The sequence below is a fragment of the Rhodococcus sp. NPDC056960 genome, from assembly GCF_042674125.1.
GTDB lineage: Bacteria > Actinomycetota > Actinomycetes > Mycobacteriales > Mycobacteriaceae > Rhodococcus_F.
On record NZ_JBHURF010000006.1, the window covers coordinates 336,093 to 354,724 of the forward strand.

General features: G+C 68.7%; 17 protein-coding genes and 1 pseudogene. 6 read left to right on the forward strand and 12 right to left on the reverse strand.

What is annotated here, in order from left to right; all coding sequences use genetic code 11:
* The first annotated feature begins 18 nt into the window (after positions 1-18).
* Positions 19-1,114 (forward strand): annotated as a pseudogene (locus ACFTWF_RS12205) (M48 family metallopeptidase).
* Here the strand turns inward: ACFTWF_RS12205 and ACFTWF_RS12210 are convergent.
* A complete protein-coding gene (locus tag ACFTWF_RS12210) occupies positions 1,111-3,474 on the reverse strand; it encodes an arylsulfatase (protein WP_378461495.1) in 2,364 nt (787 codons plus the stop codon). The pseudogene ACFTWF_RS12205 and the gene ACFTWF_RS12210 sit on opposite strands and share 4 nt — an antisense overlap.
* Before the next feature lie 321 nt (positions 3,475-3,795).
* Between ACFTWF_RS12210 and ACFTWF_RS12215 the strand changes: the two genes are divergently transcribed.
* Positions 3,796-4,941, forward strand: a complete 1,146-nt coding sequence (locus ACFTWF_RS12215; RefSeq protein ID WP_378461460.1) for an aromatic acid exporter family protein — start codon at positions 3,796-3,798, stop codon at positions 4,939-4,941.
* A 24-nt stretch (positions 4,942-4,965) separates the two neighbouring features.
* On the opposite strand, the gene ACFTWF_RS12220 is transcribed toward ACFTWF_RS12215, so the two are convergent.
* Positions 4,966-5,361: a VOC family protein gene (locus tag ACFTWF_RS12220; RefSeq protein WP_378461461.1), complete on the reverse strand. Its 396-nt coding sequence runs from the start codon at positions 5,359-5,361 to the stop codon at positions 4,966-4,968.
* Between ACFTWF_RS12220 and ACFTWF_RS12225 the strand changes: the two genes are divergently transcribed.
* Entirely contained in the window at positions 5,360-6,235 is an 876-nt protein-coding gene (locus tag ACFTWF_RS12225; protein WP_378461462.1) for a nucleotidyltransferase domain-containing protein, read from the forward strand. The two genes, ACFTWF_RS12220 and ACFTWF_RS12225, sit on opposite strands and share 2 nt — an antisense overlap.
* Before the next feature lie 12 nt (positions 6,236-6,247).
* Here ACFTWF_RS12225 and ACFTWF_RS12230 read toward each other — a convergent pair whose 3' ends face one another.
* From ACFTWF_RS12230 to pdhA, 5 genes are read right to left on the reverse strand one after another with little or no spacing between them, the layout of a single operon-like run.
* Positions 6,248-6,682 (reverse strand): VOC family protein, encoded by a 435-nt coding sequence (locus tag ACFTWF_RS12230; protein ID WP_378461463.1) that lies wholly within the window; start codon positions 6,680-6,682, stop codon positions 6,248-6,250.
* A 57-nt stretch (positions 6,683-6,739) separates the two neighbouring features.
* Positions 6,740-8,113 (reverse strand): dihydrolipoyl dehydrogenase, encoded by a 1,374-nt coding sequence (lpdA, locus tag ACFTWF_RS12235; RefSeq protein ID WP_378461464.1) that lies wholly within the window; start codon positions 8,111-8,113, stop codon positions 6,740-6,742.
* Positions 8,114-9,322, reverse strand: a complete 1,209-nt coding sequence (locus tag ACFTWF_RS12240; protein ID WP_378461465.1) for a dihydrolipoamide acetyltransferase family protein — start codon at positions 9,320-9,322, stop codon at positions 8,114-8,116.
* Positions 9,319-10,323: an alpha-ketoacid dehydrogenase subunit beta gene (locus tag ACFTWF_RS12245; protein ID WP_378461466.1), complete on the reverse strand. Its 1,005-nt coding sequence runs from the start codon at positions 10,321-10,323 to the stop codon at positions 9,319-9,321. Before ACFTWF_RS12245 ends, ACFTWF_RS12240 begins: the two co-directional genes overlap by 4 nt.
* A gap of 4 nt (positions 10,324-10,327) precedes the next feature.
* Positions 10,328-11,464: a pyruvate dehydrogenase (acetyl-transferring) E1 component subunit alpha gene (gene pdhA / locus ACFTWF_RS12250; protein WP_378461467.1), complete on the reverse strand. Its 1,137-nt coding sequence runs from the start codon at positions 11,462-11,464 to the stop codon at positions 10,328-10,330.
* A 135-nt stretch (positions 11,465-11,599) separates the two neighbouring features.
* Here pdhA and ACFTWF_RS12255 point away from each other — a divergent pair, with 135 nt between their 5' ends.
* Positions 11,600-12,076 (forward strand): Lrp/AsnC family transcriptional regulator, encoded by a 477-nt coding sequence (locus ACFTWF_RS12255; protein WP_378461468.1) that lies wholly within the window; start codon positions 11,600-11,602, stop codon positions 12,074-12,076.
* A 68-nt stretch (positions 12,077-12,144) separates the two neighbouring features.
* Here ACFTWF_RS12255 and ACFTWF_RS12260 read toward each other — a convergent pair whose 3' ends face one another.
* From ACFTWF_RS12260 to ACFTWF_RS12280, 5 genes are all read right to left on the reverse strand, one after another.
* Positions 12,145-13,638, reverse strand: coding sequence for a PepSY-associated TM helix domain-containing protein (locus ACFTWF_RS12260; RefSeq protein WP_378461469.1), 1,494 nt, complete (start codon positions 13,636-13,638; stop codon positions 12,145-12,147).
* Between the two features lie 225 nt (positions 13,639-13,863).
* The gene (locus tag ACFTWF_RS12265) at positions 13,864-14,394 is read right to left on the reverse strand and encodes a hypothetical protein (RefSeq protein WP_378461470.1); all 531 of its coding nucleotides are present in this window, start codon (positions 14,392-14,394) and stop codon (positions 13,864-13,866) included.
* A 24-nt stretch (positions 14,395-14,418) separates the two neighbouring features.
* The gene (locus ACFTWF_RS12270) at positions 14,419-15,432 is read right to left on the reverse strand and encodes a CNNM domain-containing protein (RefSeq protein ID WP_378461471.1); all 1,014 of its coding nucleotides are present in this window, start codon (positions 15,430-15,432) and stop codon (positions 14,419-14,421) included.
* Positions 15,425-16,789 carry a hemolysin family protein gene (locus tag ACFTWF_RS12275; RefSeq protein ID WP_378461472.1) on the reverse strand — a complete coding sequence of 455 codons (1,365 nt, stop codon included), beginning with the start codon at positions 16,787-16,789 and terminating at the stop codon, positions 15,425-15,427. The genes ACFTWF_RS12270 and ACFTWF_RS12275 overlap by 8 nt, the downstream gene beginning before the upstream one ends.
* Positions 16,790-16,982: 193 nt before the next feature.
* On the reverse strand, positions 16,983-17,423 hold the full coding sequence (locus tag ACFTWF_RS12280) for an Lrp/AsnC family transcriptional regulator (RefSeq protein ID WP_073361703.1): 441 nt from the start codon (positions 17,421-17,423) through the stop codon (positions 16,983-16,985).
* A 77-nt stretch (positions 17,424-17,500) separates the two neighbouring features.
* Between ACFTWF_RS12280 and ACFTWF_RS12285 the strand changes: the two genes are divergently transcribed.
* Together ACFTWF_RS12285 and ACFTWF_RS12290 are read left to right on the forward strand one after the other, a co-directional pair.
* On the forward strand, positions 17,501-18,244 hold the full coding sequence (locus tag ACFTWF_RS12285; protein WP_378461473.1) for an AzlC family ABC transporter permease: 744 nt from the start codon (positions 17,501-17,503) through the stop codon (positions 18,242-18,244).
* Complete coding sequence (locus ACFTWF_RS12290; protein WP_378461474.1) at positions 18,237-18,566, forward strand: branched-chain amino acid transporter permease; 330 nt, start codon at positions 18,237-18,239, stop codon at positions 18,564-18,566. Before ACFTWF_RS12285 ends, ACFTWF_RS12290 begins: the two co-directional genes overlap by 8 nt.
* Positions 18,567-18,632 lie beyond the last annotated feature (66 nt).

Below are 18,632 nucleotides of genomic sequence, written 5' to 3' on the forward strand. Positions count from 1 at the left end.
CCGAACCAGGGGGACGACTTGACCAGCACACCCGATCGCGTCCGCACGGCATTCCCGGACATCAGCTCGCGCGCGTGGGAGCACCCCGCGGACCGCGCCGCACTCGTCACCCTGCGCACGCTGAAGGGTTTCGACACCGTTTTCCGCACCATCTCGGGTCTGCTCCAGGAGCGCCAGCACCGGCTGATGTACCTCGCCACGATCGGTGCGCGTCGACGAGAGGCAGTTCACCGACCTCCACGACCTCCGCAGCGACTGCGTGCGCATTCTGGGCGCCGACGAGACACCCGAACTGTTCGTGCTGCAGACCCCCGTCGTGAACGCCTTCACCATCGGCATGGACCGGCCGTTCATCGTCGTCACGACCGGGCTGCTCGACGTGATGAACTACGAGGAGCAGCGGTTCATCATCGGCCACGAACTCGGCCACGCGCTGTCCGGGCACGCGGTGTATCGCACGATCCTCATGCACCTGATGCGTCTGGCCGGGACCGTCGGCTGGATACCCGTAGGCGGGTGGGCGCTCCGGGCAATCATTGCCGCCCTCCTGGAATGGCAGCGTAAGTCGGAACTGTCCGGCGACCGTGCCGGATTGCTGTGCGGGCAGGACGTCCACACGGCGCTGCGTGTGCAGTTGAAGCTGGCGGGCGGCTCCCGGGTCAGCGAGATCGACACCGAAGCGTTCCTCGCCCAGGCCGCCGAGTACGACGCGAGCGGCGATCTGCGCGACGGCGTGCTCAAGCTCCTCAACATCGAACTGCTCACCCACCCCTTCTCGGTGCTGCGCGCCGCCGAGCTGAAGAAGTGGGTGGACAGCGGCGCCTACGCCGCGATCCTGCGCGGCGACTACCCACACCGCAGCGAGGACGACGCCGCCAAGATCGGCGACGAGTTCCGCAACGCCGCGAAGACGTACAAGCAGAACTTCGACGCGTCGAACGACCCGCTGATCCGCATGCTCCGTGAGATCGGCAGCGGGCTGGGCACGACCGTCGAGGCCGTCGGCAACGGCGTCGGCGACGTCGCAGCCGACATCAAGGAGCGCTTCACCCACTGGCGCCGGAACTCCGACGGGACGAAGGGTTCCGACGGGACGAAGGATTCCGACGGCTAGTCGGCCATCGCTTCGGCCAGCTCCTCGACCTCCCGGATCACCGGTTCGGGCACCCGCACGGGACCGGGGGTGTAGGTCACCGACCGCAGGAGGCCGGTGAATCGGAAGGTCCCGCGTCGTTCCCGCAGATCCCACACCACGGGACCGCGGGCGTCGACGCCCACCGAGATGCCGGTCCACGGCGCCATGCCGACCAGCTGGAACTGGTCGTCGAGGGTGGCCACGTCGGTGCTCACACCGGCCGAATCGGTGAGCGCGACGGTGAAGTTCCACCGAACCGATTCGGTGGCCGACGCCCGCACCTGCACACCCACCACATCCGCGCCGAGGGGCGCGGACGTCTGCGCCACCCGGCCGTAGCTGTTGACGGCGAAAACGATCCGGCCGTCCTCCACGTAGAGCACGTATCCGCCGTGCGGGTCGCCGTGCGCGACGAGCACCCCCTCGTCGCCGGCGGCGATCGCGTGGGTGGCGACGTCGACGGTGAAGTCGCGGTACTGGATCAGCACACCGGACCGATAGCGTTCCAGCGTCGGGGTGCCCGCGAGGATAGTCACCGGCTCGGCGAGCCGGCGCTCGTCGGGACGGCGCTGCACGGCCTTGCGATCGTCGAGCAGAGGGAACACCGTGTTGTGCCACGCCGCGCGGTCCCACGCCTCGGCGAGTTCCCGCACCTTCTCCGGGTGGCGGTCGGCCACGTCCGTCGTCTCGGCGGGGTCGGATTCGACGTCGAACAGCTGCCACCGCGGATCGTCGACCCGGGTCGGATCCGTGTGCAGCGACAGCAGTTTCCATCCGTCCCGGTAGAACCCGCGGTGACCGCCGAATTCGGCGTACTGCTCGGTGTGCGGCGTCGGCTCCGCGTCGTCGCGCAGGACCCGCGCGATGCTGACGCCGTCCCGCTCCTGGGCGGGAAGCCCGTTCCGGTGGCTCGGCGTGTGCAGTCCGGCGAGATCGAGCAGGGTCGGGGTGATGTCGGTGACGTACGAGTAGTGCTTGCGCAGCCCGGTGTCACCGTTCGCGCGCCGCAGTCCGGCCGGCCACGACAGCAGGAACGGCACCCGCACACCGCCGGCGAACGTCTGGCCCTTGTAGAACCGGAACGGGGTGTTCGACGCCTGCCCCCAGCCGCGCGGGTAATGCACCCCGATCTTCGCCGAGCCGATCAGTTCCTCGTCGTGCGGGACGTCGCGCACCCAGTCCGACGGGACCGGTCCGTGCACGAATTGACTGAAATACGACCGGGTCCCCGCCACACCGCCCTCGGCGGTGCCGCCGTTGTCGGACGTGAACACGATGATGGTGTTGTCGGTCTCGCCGAGTTCGTCGAGGGTGTCGAGCACCCGCCCGACGCTCTGGTCGATGCTGTCGACCATCGCGGCGTACACCTCCTGGTACCGGGCGAACCGCTGTCGTTCCTCGTCGGTGAGTTCGTCCCACGGCGGCGCGTCGAATCCCGGTTCGGTGTTGCGCTCGGCCATCCGCGTCCCGGGCGGGAAGAACCCGGCCTCGACCTGCGCGTCGAAACGTTTGCGTCGCAAAGCGTCCCAGCCCTCGCTGTAGCGGCCGCGGTACTTGTCCAGGTCTTCGGGCTTGGCCTGGTGCGGTCCGTGCATCGCGATGTGCGAGAAGTACAGGAAGAACGGCTTGTCGGCGTCGTGAGCCCGCAGGCTCTTGATGCGGGCGACGGCCTTGTCCGTGATGTCGCCGGTGACGTAGTAGTCCGACGGATACTCCTCGACGTCGACGACCGAATTGTCGGAGATCAGCTCGTTCGGGTAGTAGAACGAATTGAGACCCTCGAGCGATCCGTAATAACTGTCGAATCCGCGTTGCAGCGGCCAGGAGTCGCGGGTGCGCCCCGGCGCGAGGTTGGTGTCGCGGGCCAGATGCCACTTGCCCACCGCGTGGGTGGCGTACCCGTTCGCGCGCAGAATCTCCGCGAGGCTCAGTGCGTCGTCGGCGAGTTCCATCCGCAGTCCCGGGAAGCCGGGATCGACGTTGGCGACGCTGCCGTACCCGGCGCGGTGCGGGTTCAGTCCGGTGAGCAGCGCCGCACGGGCCGGTGAGCAGACCGAGGTGGTGTGATAGTTCGTCAGCCGGTACCCGTTGTCGGCGAGGCGGTCGAGGTTGGGGGTGTCGATCTCGGAGCCGAACGGTCCGATGTCCGAATAACCCATGTCGTCGATGAGGATCACCACGATGTTCGGCGCGCCCGCCGGAGCCTTCGTCTCCGGCTTCCACCACGGCGTCGACTGCGCACTGGTCCGCCCGATGTGTCCGCCGAACCCCTCGTATCCGCGTGCACCCGGCGGGAGCGTCTGCCCGTCGTCGAGACCGCCGGTTCCGTTACTTCCCACTTCGGGCACGCGCGCCATTCCCTTCACTCACGGAGAAGGTTTCCCCATGCATTCGGTGGAATAGTACGGTCGCCCGCGATGCCGTCGAGTGGTTTGAATCACGTGGATTGCAAAGCACGTTCGACACTCGGGTTGTGACCTGCATCGCCCGGATACGGCCGGTGAACGTGATCTGCGTAATGAAAGGGCCCACTTTTACACGGCCGTAAGAAATTCACGACAAGATTTGCGAAGGCCTGTCCACCGGCACCGTCCGGTATCGGCAGGCGATACGAGATTGTGCTCCTGCCCACGTGTGACCGTTCAGAAAGCCGTACCACTGTGCTCCAGCTCATTTCGATGCTCACGTCCCTCCGACGGGCCGGCGCCACCGCGGTGCCTGCCGTGCGCGCCGCATTGCTGCGGTTCGCCGGATACCTGGTGCCGATCGCGCAGACGGCGGTCACCGCCGGGGCGGCGTGGTGGGTGGCAGTGGAGGTGGCCGGTCACGAGCAACCGCTGCTGGCCCCGTTGGCGGCGGTCGTGTGCCTGAGCGTCGCGCGGGGTGCCCGCAGCCGCCGGGCCGGCGAACTGATCGCCGGTGTCACCATCGGAACGATCGTGTCGGACGTCGTCGTACGGTACATCGGCAACGGTCCGTGGCAGATCTGCCTCGTGGTGGCGGTGGCGATGTCGCTGGCCGTGCTCCTCGACGGTGGTTCCGTGATCGTCCTGCAGTCGGGGTCGTCGGCGGCGCTGGTCGCGGCGATGGCGTCCGCGACCGCCGCGCACCCGTTCGACCGCGTCGTGGACGCACTGATCGGAGGCGCGCTCAGTCTCGTGGCGCTGTCCGTGCTGCCCACCGATCCCGTGCGCCGGACCCGCCGGTGCGCCGCGGCCGTGCTGGACAGCGTCGGCGCCGCCCTCCGGCAGACGTCGAAGGGGCTGTCGGCCGGAGACATCTCCGCGCTGGAGGATGCTCTCGCCCTTGCCCGTTCGACGCAGTCGACCATCGACAGTATGCGCGTCGAACTCCGCTCCGGATCCGAGGTGGCGCGAATGTCACCGATCCACTGGCGGGCCCGTCGCCGGATCGGCCGGCTGGGATCGATCGCGGACCCGATCGACAACGCCGCCCGCAATACCCGAGTCCTCGTGCGGCGCGCCCTCATCGCCACGTACGACGGCGAGCAGATCGACCCGAAACTCGCCGAGGCCGTCTCCGAACTCGCGACGATCGCCGACCGGATGCGCCAGATGATCCTCGCGACTCCGGCGACGAAACCCAACGAGATCCAGATCGGCAACGAGCTCGAACGATTCGCGCGCGCACTGCCGCAACAGGAAGTCTCGGCGGGCTTCTCCTCGGCGGTCGTCTCTGCTCAGGTCCGGTCGATCGTCATCGACTTCTTCGAGGTGTGCGGCATCCCCCGCGCGGTCTGCAGGCCCATGCTGCCGCGTCCCGCCCAGTACGCGGACGCTGCGTAACCGTCGACGCCGTACCCCTCGGTGTCAGGGCATCTCGAGCCGGCACTGGTCCGGCGCGCGGGCGTTGTCGATGACGCAGAACCGGTTGCCCTCGGTGTCGGCGAGCACCACGAAGTCGGCGTTCTCGGGGTACCGGTCCCACGGCACCCGCTGGGCGCCGAGACCGATCAGTCGTTCGACCTCCGCGGCCTGATCGTCGCCGTCCCGGGCGTACAGGTCGAGGTGCAGCCGTGGCTCGGGTTCCGCGTCGTGTTCACTCTGCTGAATGGCCAGCAGCAGTCGGCCGTCGGGTCGGGTCAGGTTGGTGAAGTCGTTGGCACCGACCGGCGGGAGGGCGGTCAACCCGAGCGCCGCGGTCCAGAACCCGGTGGCACGCCCCACGTCGCGTGCGCCGATGACGGTCGTTCCCACGATGAGCATGAACCGAACTTATCCGCTGCGCGCGGCCGGGGTGGACGATGTGGGTGTGGAGTTCGAGAATGTGGTGTTGCGGCCACTCGCCGAGCGGTTGTGTCTCGTCGACGGCGTCGTCGGTGTCACCCTCGGCGGCAGCCGCGCCCGGGGAACGCACACGACGGACTCCGACTACGACGTGGGCATCTACTACCGCGGGGTTCTCGACACGGACGCGCTGACCGGCCTCGCGCAGGAATGCGCGGGTGCCGGGGCGTCGGCGACCCGCACCGGAGAGTGGGGACCGTGGGTCGACGGCGGGGCCTGGCTGTCGATCGACGGCACCGCGGTCGACTGGCTGTACCGCGACCTCGACCGGGTGACCGCGGTGTGGCAGGACACGCAGCGGGGTGTGTACGGGTTCCACGCCCAGACCGGTCACCCGTTCGGATTCGCCGACTTCGCGTACCCGGGCGAACTCGCGCCGGCGGTGATTCTCGCCGACCCGTCCGGACAGCTCGCGGCCCTGCGCACCGAGGTGCAGCACTACCCGGACCCGCTGCGCAACGCGCTCGTGCGGCGACTGTGGGAGGCGGAGTTCGTCACCGTGCTGGCCCGCAAGGCGATCTCCCGCGCCGATGCGACGTACGTCGCGGGTTGCCTGTTTCGCGCAATGTGCCTGTGCGCCCACGCTCTCCATGCGCACGCCCGGCGCTGGTTGGTCATCGAGAAGGGCGCCGTCGCCGCGGCCGGTGCGCTTCCGAACGCCCCCGCCGACTTCACCGCTCGCGCGCACGCCGTCCTCGGCCGGCTCGGAACGACACCGGAAGAACTGACCGCGGCCGTCACGCGAGCCGAGCAACTCGTCGAGGACACCCGCAGCGCGTGCCCGCTGAGCTGAGCGCCCGGACTGTCAGACGTTCTCGCCGAACCGCCCGCGCGCCTCGACCGGAATCAGCGGCTTCTCCGCGCGCGCCCGGATCTGCTGGACGGCCCATGTGTTGCCGTCGGGATCGGCGAAACCGAAGAACGTTCCCCCGTCACGTTCGTCGAACACCGTGATCTCACTGACCTCGACACCGCGGTCGAGCAACTCCCGGCGGGCCGCCGCGGCGTCGGCGACCACCAACTGCAGTCCCCTCATCGACCCCGCTGCCATCTCCGTGTGCGACGGGAGATCGCCGATCACGATCGAGCACCCCGACCCGGTCGGGGTCAGCTGCACGACGTGCATGTGCTCGTTGGTGGTGTCGTGATCGAGGTGGAACCCGAGTTTGTCGCGGTAGAACGCGACGGATCGATCGATGTCACCGACGGGCAGAACGACCACTTCGAGTGTCCAGTCCATGTTGCGACGTCCTCCGTGTTGTGTGGGGGAAACTGCTCCGCGTCAGACAGTATTTCGTCACCCGTGCGTGTGCAGCGGCTTCCCCGACAACGCGAGCATCGCCTCGCCCAGTGCCTCGTTCTGCGTGGGATGCGCGTGGACGAAGCGCGCGACGTCGGAGGGCAGGGCCTCCCATGCCACGGTGAGTTGCGCTTCGCCGATGAGTTCACCGACGCGGTCGCCGACCATGTGCACTCCGACGACGGGGCCGCTGTCGCCGGCGCGCACCACCTTGATTCCTCCCGCGGTTTTCAGGATCTGGCTCTTGCCGTTGCCGGCGAGGTCGTAGACGAGGGACGTCACGTCGCCGTACCGGTCACGGGCGGCGTCCTCGGTGTACCCGACGGACGCCACCTCGGGGTGCGAGTACGTCACCCGCGGAACGAGGTGCTCCGCGACGGGGACGGGGGCGAGACCGGCGATCTCCTCGGCGACGAAGACACCGTGCTGGAAACCGCGGTGCGCCAGCTGAAGTCCCGCCACCACGTCCCCGACGGCATACACGCCGTCGACGCCGGTGCGCAGACGCTCGTCGGTGACGACGAACCCGCGGTCGAGAGCTATTCCGTGGTCGGCGAATCCGCTGTCGGCGGTGCGGGGCCCGCGCCCGACGGCAATGAGCAGGACATCCGTGTGGAGGGTCTCGCCGCTGCCGAGTTCGACGAGGACGCCGTCCGCGGATTCCTTCGCCGACTCGACCTGCACACCCGTGCGGACGGAGATGCGGCGCTTGCGGAATGCCCGCTCGAGTTGTTTCGAGCACCACGGATCCTCCGCCGCGACCAGCCGGGGCAGCGCCTCGACGACGGTCACGTCGGCGCCGAACGATGCCCAGACACTCGCGAACTCGACCCCGATCACCCCACCGCCGAGAACCACGGCCGTCTTGGGGACGAACCCGAGATTCAGTGCGTCGTCGCTGGTGACGATGCGGTCACCGAGTTCGATGGACGGCACCGTGCGGGCGTACGACCCGGTGGCCAGCACCACGGACGTCCCCGTGTAGCGGACACCGTCCGCCTCGATCGTCCGGTCGCCGACAAACCGTCCGTGCGCGGACACGACGGTGATCCGGTGGTGCGCGACGAGACCCTGCAATCCCCGGTACAACCGGTCGATCGTGCCGTCCTTGTACGCGTGCACCGCGGCGACGTCGATGCCGTCGAACGTCGTGCGGACGCCGAATTCCGCGCCGGTGCGGGCAGTGTCGGCGACCTCGGCGCAATGGAGCAGCGCCTTGGTGGGGATGCAGCCTCGGTGCAGGCACGTTCCGCCGACCTTGTCGGCCTCGATCAGCGTGACCGACAGTCCGAGTTGCGCGGCGCGGAAGGCGCAGGCGTAGCCACCGGAACCGCCGCCGAGAATCAGGACGTCGCTGTGGTTCTCGGTCATCTACAGCCTCCCCAGGACGGCGATCGGGTTCTCGAGGTAGTCGGCGAACAGCCGGAGGAATCCTCCGGCGACGCCGCCGTCGCAGACGCGGTGATCGAAACTCAGCGACACCTGAGCGACCTTCCGGACCGCCAGTTGTCCGTCGACGACCCAGGGTTTGTCGATGATGCGGCCGACACCGAGGATCGCGGCCTCGGGGTGGTTGATGATCGGAGTGGATCCGTCCACCCCGAACACGCCGTAGTTGTTGAGGGTGAACGTGCCGCCCGACAGTCGCGCCGGCGGGAGGGTGCCCTCGCGGGCGAGATCCGTGGTGTCGCGCAGTTGCCGGGCCAGTTCGACGGTCGTGAGCCGATCGGCGTGATCGATCACCGGGACGACCAGTCCGCGCGGGGTCTGCGCCGCGATGCCGAGGTGCACATGGTTGTAGCGGACGATCTCGTTGCGTGCGGTGTCGACGGTCGAGTTCAGTTCGGGGTACTGCGTCAGCGCTGCGAGGGCCAGGCGCGCGAGCAACGCCATCAGGTTCACCCCGTCGTCGCCGAGGGTCTGGTTGACCGCCCGGCGCGCCGCCAGTAGATCGGTGGCGTCGACGTCCACCCACGTCGTCGCGTCGGGGATCTCCCGACGGCTCGTCGACAGCTTCTCGGCGACCGCCTTGCGCAGTCCCGTGATCGGAATCCGCTGCGTGTCGGCGGTCCCGTCGTCGGGGGTCGCCGTGAGGGCCCGTTCGACGTCGGCGCGGGTGACGACTCCACCGGGTCCGGTGGCGGACAGGGCGGTCAGGTCGACGTCGTTTTCCCGGGCCAGTTTTCGTACGATCGGTGAGATCACGCGCACGGCGCCCGTGGACTTCGGTGCAGGCGTGACCTCGGGTTGCCGCACACGCCGGCGACGCTGCCGGGTGTCCTCGCTGGTGCCGTAGCCGATGAGCACATTGCCCGATCCGGAACCCTGGGTCGCGCCGCGGGCGCTGCTGACGGTGATCAGGGGTGTGCCCACCGCGAGCGTCGCGCCTTCGCCGCCGTGCAGGGAAATCACGGTGCCCTCGAAGGGAATCGGCACCTCGACGGCGGCCTTCGCGGTCTCGACCTCCACCACCACCTGATCGACGGTGACGGTGTCGCCGACCTTCACTTTCCACTCGGCGATGTCGGCCTCGGTGAGCCCCTCGCCGAGGTCGGGAAGCAGAAACACCTGGTCGCTCATGCGGTCACCGCCCAGCGGGTGTCGGCGGAATCGTTCCACTGCAACCGGTCGACGCTGTCGAGGACGCGATCGACGCTCGGCAGGTGCAGGCGTTCGAGCTTCGGCGCCGGGTACGGGATGTCGAATCCGCTGACCCGCAACACCGGGGCGTGCAGGTGATGGAAGCAGCGTTCCTGGACGCGGGCGGCGATCTCGGCACCGACCCCGGCGAATCCCTGCGCCTCCTGAACGACGATGCAGCGTCCCGTCTTCCGGACCGATGCCATCACCGTCTCGTCGTCGAAGGGCACGATCGACCGCAGGTCGATCACCTCGAGGTCGTGGCCCTCCGCCGCGGCGGCCTCGGCGGATTCGAGCGCGACGCTCACCGACGGCCCGTACGCGACGACGGTCGCGTCCCGGCCGGGACGACGCACCGCGGCCTGCCCGATCGGCGCGCCCACCGCCAGGTCGACGTCGGCACGCGAGAAATACAGGCGTTTCGGTTCGAGGAAGATCACCGGATCCGGGTCCTCGATCGCCGCACGCAGCAGGGTGTAGGCGTCCTCGACGGTGGACGGGGCCACCACCTTCAGCCCGGGGGTGTGGGCGTAATAGCCCTCGCTGGAATCGCAGTGGTGCTCGACCCCGCCGATGCCGCCCGCGAACGGGATGCGGATGACGATCGGCACCGACAACGCACCCTTGGTGCGATTCCGGATCTTCGCGACGTGGGAGACGATCTGCTCGAAAGCCGGATACGCGAACGCGTCGAACTGCATTTCGACGACCGGCCGGAACCCGGCCATCGCCATGCCGATGGAGAAGCCGATGATGCCGGATTCGGCGAGCGGGGTGTCGAAGCAGCGGTCGTCGCCGAAGTCGCGGGTGAGTCCGTCGGTGACCCGGAAGACGCCGCCGAGGGTGCCGACGTCCTCCCCGAAGACGACGACGTTCTCATCCGCGGCGAGCGCGTCGCGCAACGCGGCGTTCAGGGCCTGGGCCATGGTGATCGTGGGCACGATGTCAGTTCTCCTCGGACTCGGCGGCCAGTTCGGCTTCCGCCTGCGCTTGCTGCTCTCTCAATTGCGGTGTCTGCTCGGCGAAGACGTACCGGAACAGATCCATCGGGTCGGCGACGCGGTCGACGTTCATGCCCGCCCGCAGTTCGGCGGCGGCGGTCTCGGCCTCCGCCGTGAGGGCGTCCGCGGACGCGTCGTCGAGAAGTCCCCTGCCCCGCAGGTACTTGTCGAGCCGGGCCAGCGGGTCGCGCCCGAGCCACTGCTCGACCTCGGCGGAATCGCGGTAGCGCGTGGCGTCGTCGGCGTTGGTGTGCGCGTCGATCCGATACGTGTGGGCCTCGACGATGACCGGGCCGTTGCCGGCCCGGACGAAGTTCGCGGCCTCGTCCATCACGGCCAGCATGGCCACCGGGTCGTTGCCGTCCACCTGCTCGCTGCCGATTCCGTAGCCGACTCCCTTGTGCGCCAACGTGGGAGCGACGCTCTGCCGGGCGAGCGGCACGCTGATCGCGAAACCGTTGTTCTGCACCAGGAACACCACCGGAGCCTTGAACACGGCCGCGAAGTTCAGGGCCTCGTGGAAATCGCCCTCGCTGGTCGCGCCGTCGCCGCAGAACGCCAGGGCAATGGTGTCCCGGCCCTTGCGGTTCTCGCCGTAGGCGACACCGGTCGCGTGCAGGAGCTGGGTCGCGAGCGGGGTGCACTGCGGCGCGCTGCGGTGGCGGGCGGGATCGTAGCCGCAGTGCCAGTTGCCGGCGAGCATGCTCAGGATCTCCACCGGGTCGATGCCGCGGGCGGCGAGCGCCACCGAATCGCGATAGGTCGGGAACATCCAGTCCGAGGGCCGCAGACTCATCGCGGCCGCGATCTGGCAGGCCTCCTGCCCCCGCGAAGACGGGTAGACCGCCAGCCGGCCCTGCTTCGTCAGCGCGGTCGCCTGCTGATCGAACCGCCTGCCCAGCACCATGTTCCGGTACATCTCTCCCAGGCGGTCGTCGCTCGGCCTCGGGTACCGCGCCTCGCTCCCGGTGAGCTCGCCCGCCGCGTCCAGGTACTGCACCGCACGCTCGGCGGGAAGGAACTTCTGATACGGCGTCGCCTGGGTCGGCTCTACGAGCGTCACGTCTACCTCCAGATGCATTGTGTTCACCAATGCTCGCAACTGAATGACGGATAGACAACGACAAACGGAAACTGGCGACAATTGGTCTAAACTCGGCCTGCCGGGAGCAGAATGTCTCTCCGGAGTGTGAGCGACCACGGCGGGGATGGACAGATGGCAGACGACACGGAAGACACGTATCGGCTCGACGCGATCGACCGTCGCATCATCAAGGAACTCGTCGCCGACAGCCGCATCTCGATGCGAGCGTTGGCGGAGAAGGCCCACATCTCCCGGGCACACGCCTACGTCCGGATCGAGCGGCTGCAGGACGCGGGGATCATCGAAGGGTTCACCACCCAGATCTCCCACTCGAAGGCCGGCCTCGGATCCTCCGCGTTCATCGCCCTCTCGATCAGGCAGGACTCGTGGCGCGGGATCTCCACCCAACTCCGGACGCTGCCCTTCGTCGAGCACTTCTCACTGCTGGGTGGCGATTTCGACGTTCTCGTCCTCGTCCGCGCACCGGACAACAGCGCACTGCGCCACGTCGTCCTCGAGCGTCTGCAGAGTCTCGAGGGCGTGCAGGCGACCAAGACGTGGCTGATCTTCGAAGAGGCCAACGGGCCCGGCCCGGACTGGGTCGGCTGAAGGAGCGAGCTACGGCGGGAACCGAAGGGACACTTCGGTTCCCGCACCGCGACCCGTTCAGACGGTGGTCACCCGAGTTCGCCGGCTCCGCGCCTCGACCGCACCCGGGCGGCTGCACCGACCGCGACATCCACGACAACGAACGCGAGCAGGCTGAGACCGAGGAGCGGCACGAACCAGCCGATTAGGACGACGCCGGCGACCCCGAGGACCGCCGTCGCCGGGTGGATGCGGCGCCAGGCGCCCCGCACGGGCGGCCTGCCCATCGCCCGCGCGGAGCCGCGGGTGGGCCTGCGCCTCCACCACAGCAGGTAGCCGCGGACGATCACCGCGAGCAACGCCACCGCGAGGGCGGCAAGAACCAGCTGGTTGAGCAGGCCGAACAGCAGTCCCATGTGCAGGGCGATGCCCCAGGACGTCAGCTTCGCGGCCAGCGGCCAGTCACCGAATCGCGACACGTCGGTCACCGTGCCCGTCGCTCCGTCGACGGCGATCGAGTCGGTCGAGAACTGCCACGGCTGACGGGTCTCGGTGACCGTGAACGCGGTGGCGGCGTCGGCGGGGACCGTTGCCTCGACGGCACCGGTGACCCCGTTGCTGCGCGCCACGTCGAGGACGGTGTCGAGTTCGCCGACGTGGCGGTCGAGGACTCCCGGATCCGGCGCCGGGGTGTGCGCCGCGCCGTGCCCGTCGTGACCGGAAGATGCTGCGGCGCCGTCGCCGGCGGGGGCCGACTCCAGCTTCTTGTCGAGCGTCGGGGTGGTCCAGCTCAGCGCGGAGCGGAGGTCGCCGACGTTCTCGCCCGCATACTTCGACCACGTCAGACCGGTGGCCGAGAGGAACACCAGACCGGCCGCGATCCAGATGCCGACCACGCCGTGCCAGCTCAGGATCCGATTGCGGCCGCGGCTGGACCGGTCGAGGGTCCATAGCCGCGCGGCGCCGGCGCTGCGTGCACGGGTGGTGCGGTAGCGCTGCACCCACAGGTACACGCCGCCGAGCGCGATGACCCACAGCCACGACGCGGCGAGCTCACTGTAGATCCGGCCGGGCTCACCCAAATGCAGGTGCCGGTGAAATTGCGAGATCCACGTCCGCATCGGCAGGGCACCGCTGCTGCCGTACACCACCAGTTCGCCCACCGACCGCGCGTCGACCGGGTCGACGAACACAGCCAGACGTTCCGACTCCCCCAGCGTGGGGTCGGTGAACATCACCCGCGTCGTCTCACCCGGCTCGCTCGCCGGGCGTACTGCGGCGACGGCGAGGTCGGGGCGGACCTGCTGCGCGGCCCGCAACTGCTCGGACATCGGCGCTTCGGGACCGGTCGAGTCGACGTGCAGGTAGTCGCGGTAGACCAGCTGTTCGACGGACGGCGCCAGGGCGTACAGGCCGCCGCTGACCGCGGCGATCACCAGGAACGGGGCAACGAGGATTCCCGCATAGAAATGCAGACGCAGGATCAGCGGGCGAAGACTGCGCGGCGGCGAGGAATCCTTCGGCGCCGGTGAGGACGGTGCGGACGCGACCGGGGTATCTGTTTCGAGTTCGGGGATGGACATGACGCTCTCATTCGGATCGAGGTGAGACCGGCACCCGGCGCCCTCGAGCCCGCGCGCACATCAGGTGCACGCTCGTCGACTCGCGGGGACGCATCACGGTGCGCCGACTCGGGAGATGATCGGCACCGGGTCCCGGCCGGGAATCTGCCGGTGCCGTACGCGGACACGCCGGACCGGCGAGTCACACGTCGAGCGTGTGCGCCGGGCGGCGGTGTGAAGGTTCGATCAGACGAGAGCGGGTGGTCCGCGGGTGCCGGCGCCGGCCGCGACCAGCAGCCACAACGACAACTTCGCGCGGTAGACCGGGATGGCCGTCCACGTGCCGGTATCGACCTGCAGCGGGGCCAGGACGGCGAGCACGATGCGCGACAGCGCGGCCAGCGCGCGCAGGCAGGCCCGCTCGGCGGACCGCACCAGCACCGCGGACGCGGCGATCGCGGCGAGGTGCGCGGCGATCATCGGGGTGGACAGTCCCAGACCGTGCCCGTGGCCGGACGCCAACGCCAGCGTGGTGTGGCCGATCAACTGGCCCGCCGCGAGCACCGACAGCACGAACATCCATTCACGGCCGGCGATCCGGACTGCGGCGACCGAGGCGCCCACTGCCGCGCAGGCCGCGAGAAGCAGCACCACCGAGCCCTCACTCGGCGGCATTCCACCCCCGGCGACACCGTGCGCGGCGATGCTGACCGCCCCGGACAGTGAACCCACGAAGGAGCCGCGCACCCGCGCGACCACATCCAACCGTGAATTCACCCCGCGAGGATACCGTTCGACGGGTCAGGCGGAAATCGCGGTCGCCGGGTGCAGGCGGCCGAGGACGTCCGTCAGCGTGACCACGCCGACCAGCTGTTCGTCGTCGGTGACGACGGCCAGGTGACTGCGGGTCTCGCGCATGACGCGCAGCGCTTCGTACACCGCGGCGCCCGCGTTGAGCGTGAGCACCGGGCGCATCAGGTCGGCGGCGGTCACTCCCCGGCCGGCCTGCAGGCTGTCCCGGACGTGCACCACCCCACGGATCCCGCTGTCGTCGCGGACGAGCAGCCGGAGGTGGCCGCTGCGGTCCGCGGCCGCCCTGATCGCCGCCGCGGTGGCGTCCGGGGCGACGCTGCTCGGCGACGTGTTCGGCCGCACCATGTCTCGCACCGCGAGCGATTCGAGTTCCAAGGCGCTCGTCAGCTGTCCGTGGTAGCGCTCGTCGAGCGTGCCGACGGTCGCCGAGTGCGCGACGAGGTGACGCAGCGCGTCCGGGTCCTGGCCCGCTCCCACCTGATCGACCGGTTCCACGCCGAACCTCCGCAGGCACCGGTTGGCCATGCGATTCAGGACCACCAGCGCGGGGCGGGTCGCCCACATGAAACCGCGCATCGGGATCGCCAGCAGAGTCGCGGACTTCTCCGGGTGCGCGATCGCCCACGACTTCGGGGCCATCTCGCCGACGACAAGGTGCAGGAACGTGACGATGATCAGGGCGATCACGAATCCGAGCACGTCCGCCAGCCACAGCGGCGCACCCCAGCCCGCGAACGCCGGGGTCAGCCAGTGATGCACGGCCGGCTTCGTGACGGCGCCGAGCGCGAGGGTGCAGACGGTAATGCCCAGCTGCGATCCGGCGAGCAGCACCGACAATTCCGAGGCGCTGCGCAGGGCAGCGCGGGCCGCCCGGCTGGTGGGCGCCGCATCCTCGAGCCGGTGCCTGCGAGCGGCGATCAGGGCGAACTCGATCGCCACGAAGAACGCGCTGGCCGCGATCAGCCCGACGGTGACCACCACGACGATCCACGGATTACTCATCGGCCGATTCACTTTCCAGCACGCGGAGCCTCACGAACAGCGAGGACGGCACGTGCTTGTCGACCGTCCGAACCTCGACGTCGAGGCTGCGGACGGGCGGATCTGCGTCGTCGATCAGGTCGGCCGGATCCGGATTCAGCCGGATCGTCACGACATCCCCCGCGGCGGGAAGAGCTCCGAACTCCGCGATAACAGCGCCCGCGAGCGTCTCGAAGTCGCCGGACGGCAGGTCGTGGCCGAGTATCCGTTCGACCTCGTCGATGTGCAGATCTCCCGGCATCACCCAGCCGTCGGACGCCGAGCCCGTCACCGCGACGTCGAGTTCGGGGTCGTGTTCGTCGGCGATCTCACCGACGAGTTCCTCGGCGAGGTCCTCGATCGTGACGACACCGGCGAACCCGCCGTACTCGTCGACGACGAGGGCCATCTCGTCGCCCGCCGCCGTCAGATTCTTCAGCACGTCGGGCAGCGGCAGCGACGTCGGCACGACGACGGCCGCACGGGCGCGGGAACCGGCGGCACCGTGGGCCTGCTCGCCGAGCAGGTCGTGCAGGTGGATGACGCCGCGGAGGTCGTCGGTGGACGTCCCGACCACGGGATAGCGGGTGTGACCGGCGCCCATCTTCGCGAGAACGCTGCTCAGGGGTTCGTCGGCGTGAACGGTGTCGACGTGGGCGCGCGGGATCATCGCGTGCCCCGCGGTACGGGTGGGGAAGTCGAGGATTCGGTCGAGCAGGGTGGACAACTCCTGCGGCAACTCGCCGGCGTCGCGCGATTCGGCGACGATGTGTTCGAGGTCGCGCGGGGTCGCCGAGTGCTCCACGTCGTGGACCGGCTCGATCCGCAGTACCCGCAGCAGCAGATTCGACGACTGGTCGAACAGCCGGATCAACCAGCCGAAGAGTTTCAGATAGAGGGTGGTCGAGAGCGCGAGCCCGCGGGCCACCGGCTCGGGCCGGGCGATCGCCAGGTTCTTCGGGAAGAGCTCCCCGAACAGCATCTGGACGAAGGTGGAGAACAGCACGGCGAGGACGGCGCCGATGCCGATCCCGACAGCGGTCGGGATGCCGACACCGCCGAGGAGTTCCCCGAGGCCGCGGCCGATCAGCGGTTCGGCGACGTAGCCGACGAGCAGGCCGGTGACGGTGATGCCGAGCTGGGCACCGGACAGCATGAACGACGTGCGGCGAGTGACGGCGAGGGCGCGGGCCGCTCCGGCGTCTCCCGCCTCGGCCCGGGCTTTGAGCCGCGAGCGGTCGACCGACATGTACGCGAATTCCTGGGCGACGAAATAGCCGGTCAGGGCCGTGATGAGCAATACGACGACGACGCCGAAGAAGATGCTCAGGAGGGTCATCGTGCGGTCACCCGCGACGTGCGTCGGGTGCCACGGGGGTCACGCTGGGGCTGGCTGGGTCTTCGGGGGCGCGAGGCGCTGGTCATGGCTCTCTCTGTTTGCGGAGGATGAACCACCCATAGTAAAGGACTCTTTACCCTCACGGACGCGGGGTGCGCGGCGTCACAGCGCACGACGGCAGGCCCGCCCCCGCTCAGTCGACGCTCTTGATCGTCTTCATCGTGATCAGCGACGTCACCCGCGACACCGCCGGCAGCCCACTGAGCTTCGTGGCCATGAAGTTCTCGTACGTCGCGAGGTCGCGGACCGCGACCCGGATGAAGTAGTCGGGGATCCCGAACAGTCGCCGGCATTCGATCACCTCGTCGAAGGCGGCCACCCGCGACTCGAACTGCTCGATCGTCGCCTGGTCGTTGACGCCGATCTCGGCGGTGACGATCACCTGGAAGCCCCGATCGAGCGCCTCCTGGCTGACGATGGCGCGGTAGCCGGTGATGATGCCGTCCGCCTCGAGCTTCTTGACCCGGCGCAGACACGGGGACGGCGTCAGACCCACCAGATCCGCCAATTCCGTGTTGGTCAGACTGGCATCTGCTCGCAGGTGGTCCAAAATTGCTTCATCGATCGCATCCATCGCACTATTATTGCGCACGATGCCGCAATCCGGCATTTGCCCGCAATCGCGCACCGCGATGATTGCTATAGATTTGCGTGGTGATCGATCCAGCAACCCTCCCGACGGCCGCCGCAGTCGACTCCGAACCCCGGCACACCCCGGAATGGCGACGCGCCCTGCAGGCGTCGCTCCCCGTCGGAATCGGGCTCATCCCACTGGGAATCGCCCTCGGCGTGCTCGTCGTCCAACAGGGTCTCAACCCCTGGTGGGCGATGGTGTTCACCTCACTGATCTATGCCGGGTCTCTCGAATTCATCGCGGTCGGCATGGTGGCCTCGATGACGCCACTCCCCTACATCGCGCTGACGGCGCTGCTGGTGAACTTCCGGCACGTGTTCTACGCCTTGAGTTTTCCCCTCGATGCCGTCAAGGGTCGAGCGGCCCGCCTCTACAGCATGTTCGCCCTCACCGACGAGGCCTACGCCATGACCGTCACCGGCGACCGCAAGTCGATGTCCGGTCGGGTCATCGTGTACTCGCAACTGTTCCTCCACGCGTACTGGATCGGCGGAGCAATCCTGGGAGCGACCGCGGCGCAATGGATCCCGGAGAACATCGTCGGACTCGACTTCGCATTGACCGCGCTTTTCGTCGTGCTGTCCATCGAGGCCATCCGGGCGCAACGCGGCTACGCCGTCCCGGCAGCGGCTGTGCTGTGCGCACTGATCGCGCGACTCGTCGACCCCGAACACATGCTGCCGATCGCGATGGGATCGTTCGTGGCCCTGCTCGTCGTCCGCTATCTCCTGACCCGAAACAAGGTGACCACCCGTGCCTGACGCCGGTTACATCATCACCGCCGTGGCGATCATGGCGGTCGTCACGTTCGCCCTGCGCGCGGTCCCCTTCGCGATCGTCATGCCGTTGCGCTCGTCCGCCCTGGTCGGCTACCTCGGCGTCTACCTGCCCGCGGGAATCATGCTGATTCTGGTGGCGTATTCGCTGAAGAATGTGTCCGTCACCGCGCCGTCGCACGGCATCCCCGAACTGATCGCGGTGGCGGCGACGGCGGCCGTGCACCTGTGGCGTAAGAACGCGGTGCTCTCGATCGTCGCCGGGACGGCGCTGTACGTCATCCTGATGAACTGGGTATTCGCCTGAGCCGGGCGCGCTTCACGTTCTACCATGCAACCACACGGGTAGGCAGGAACCACAAGACAGTCGGCC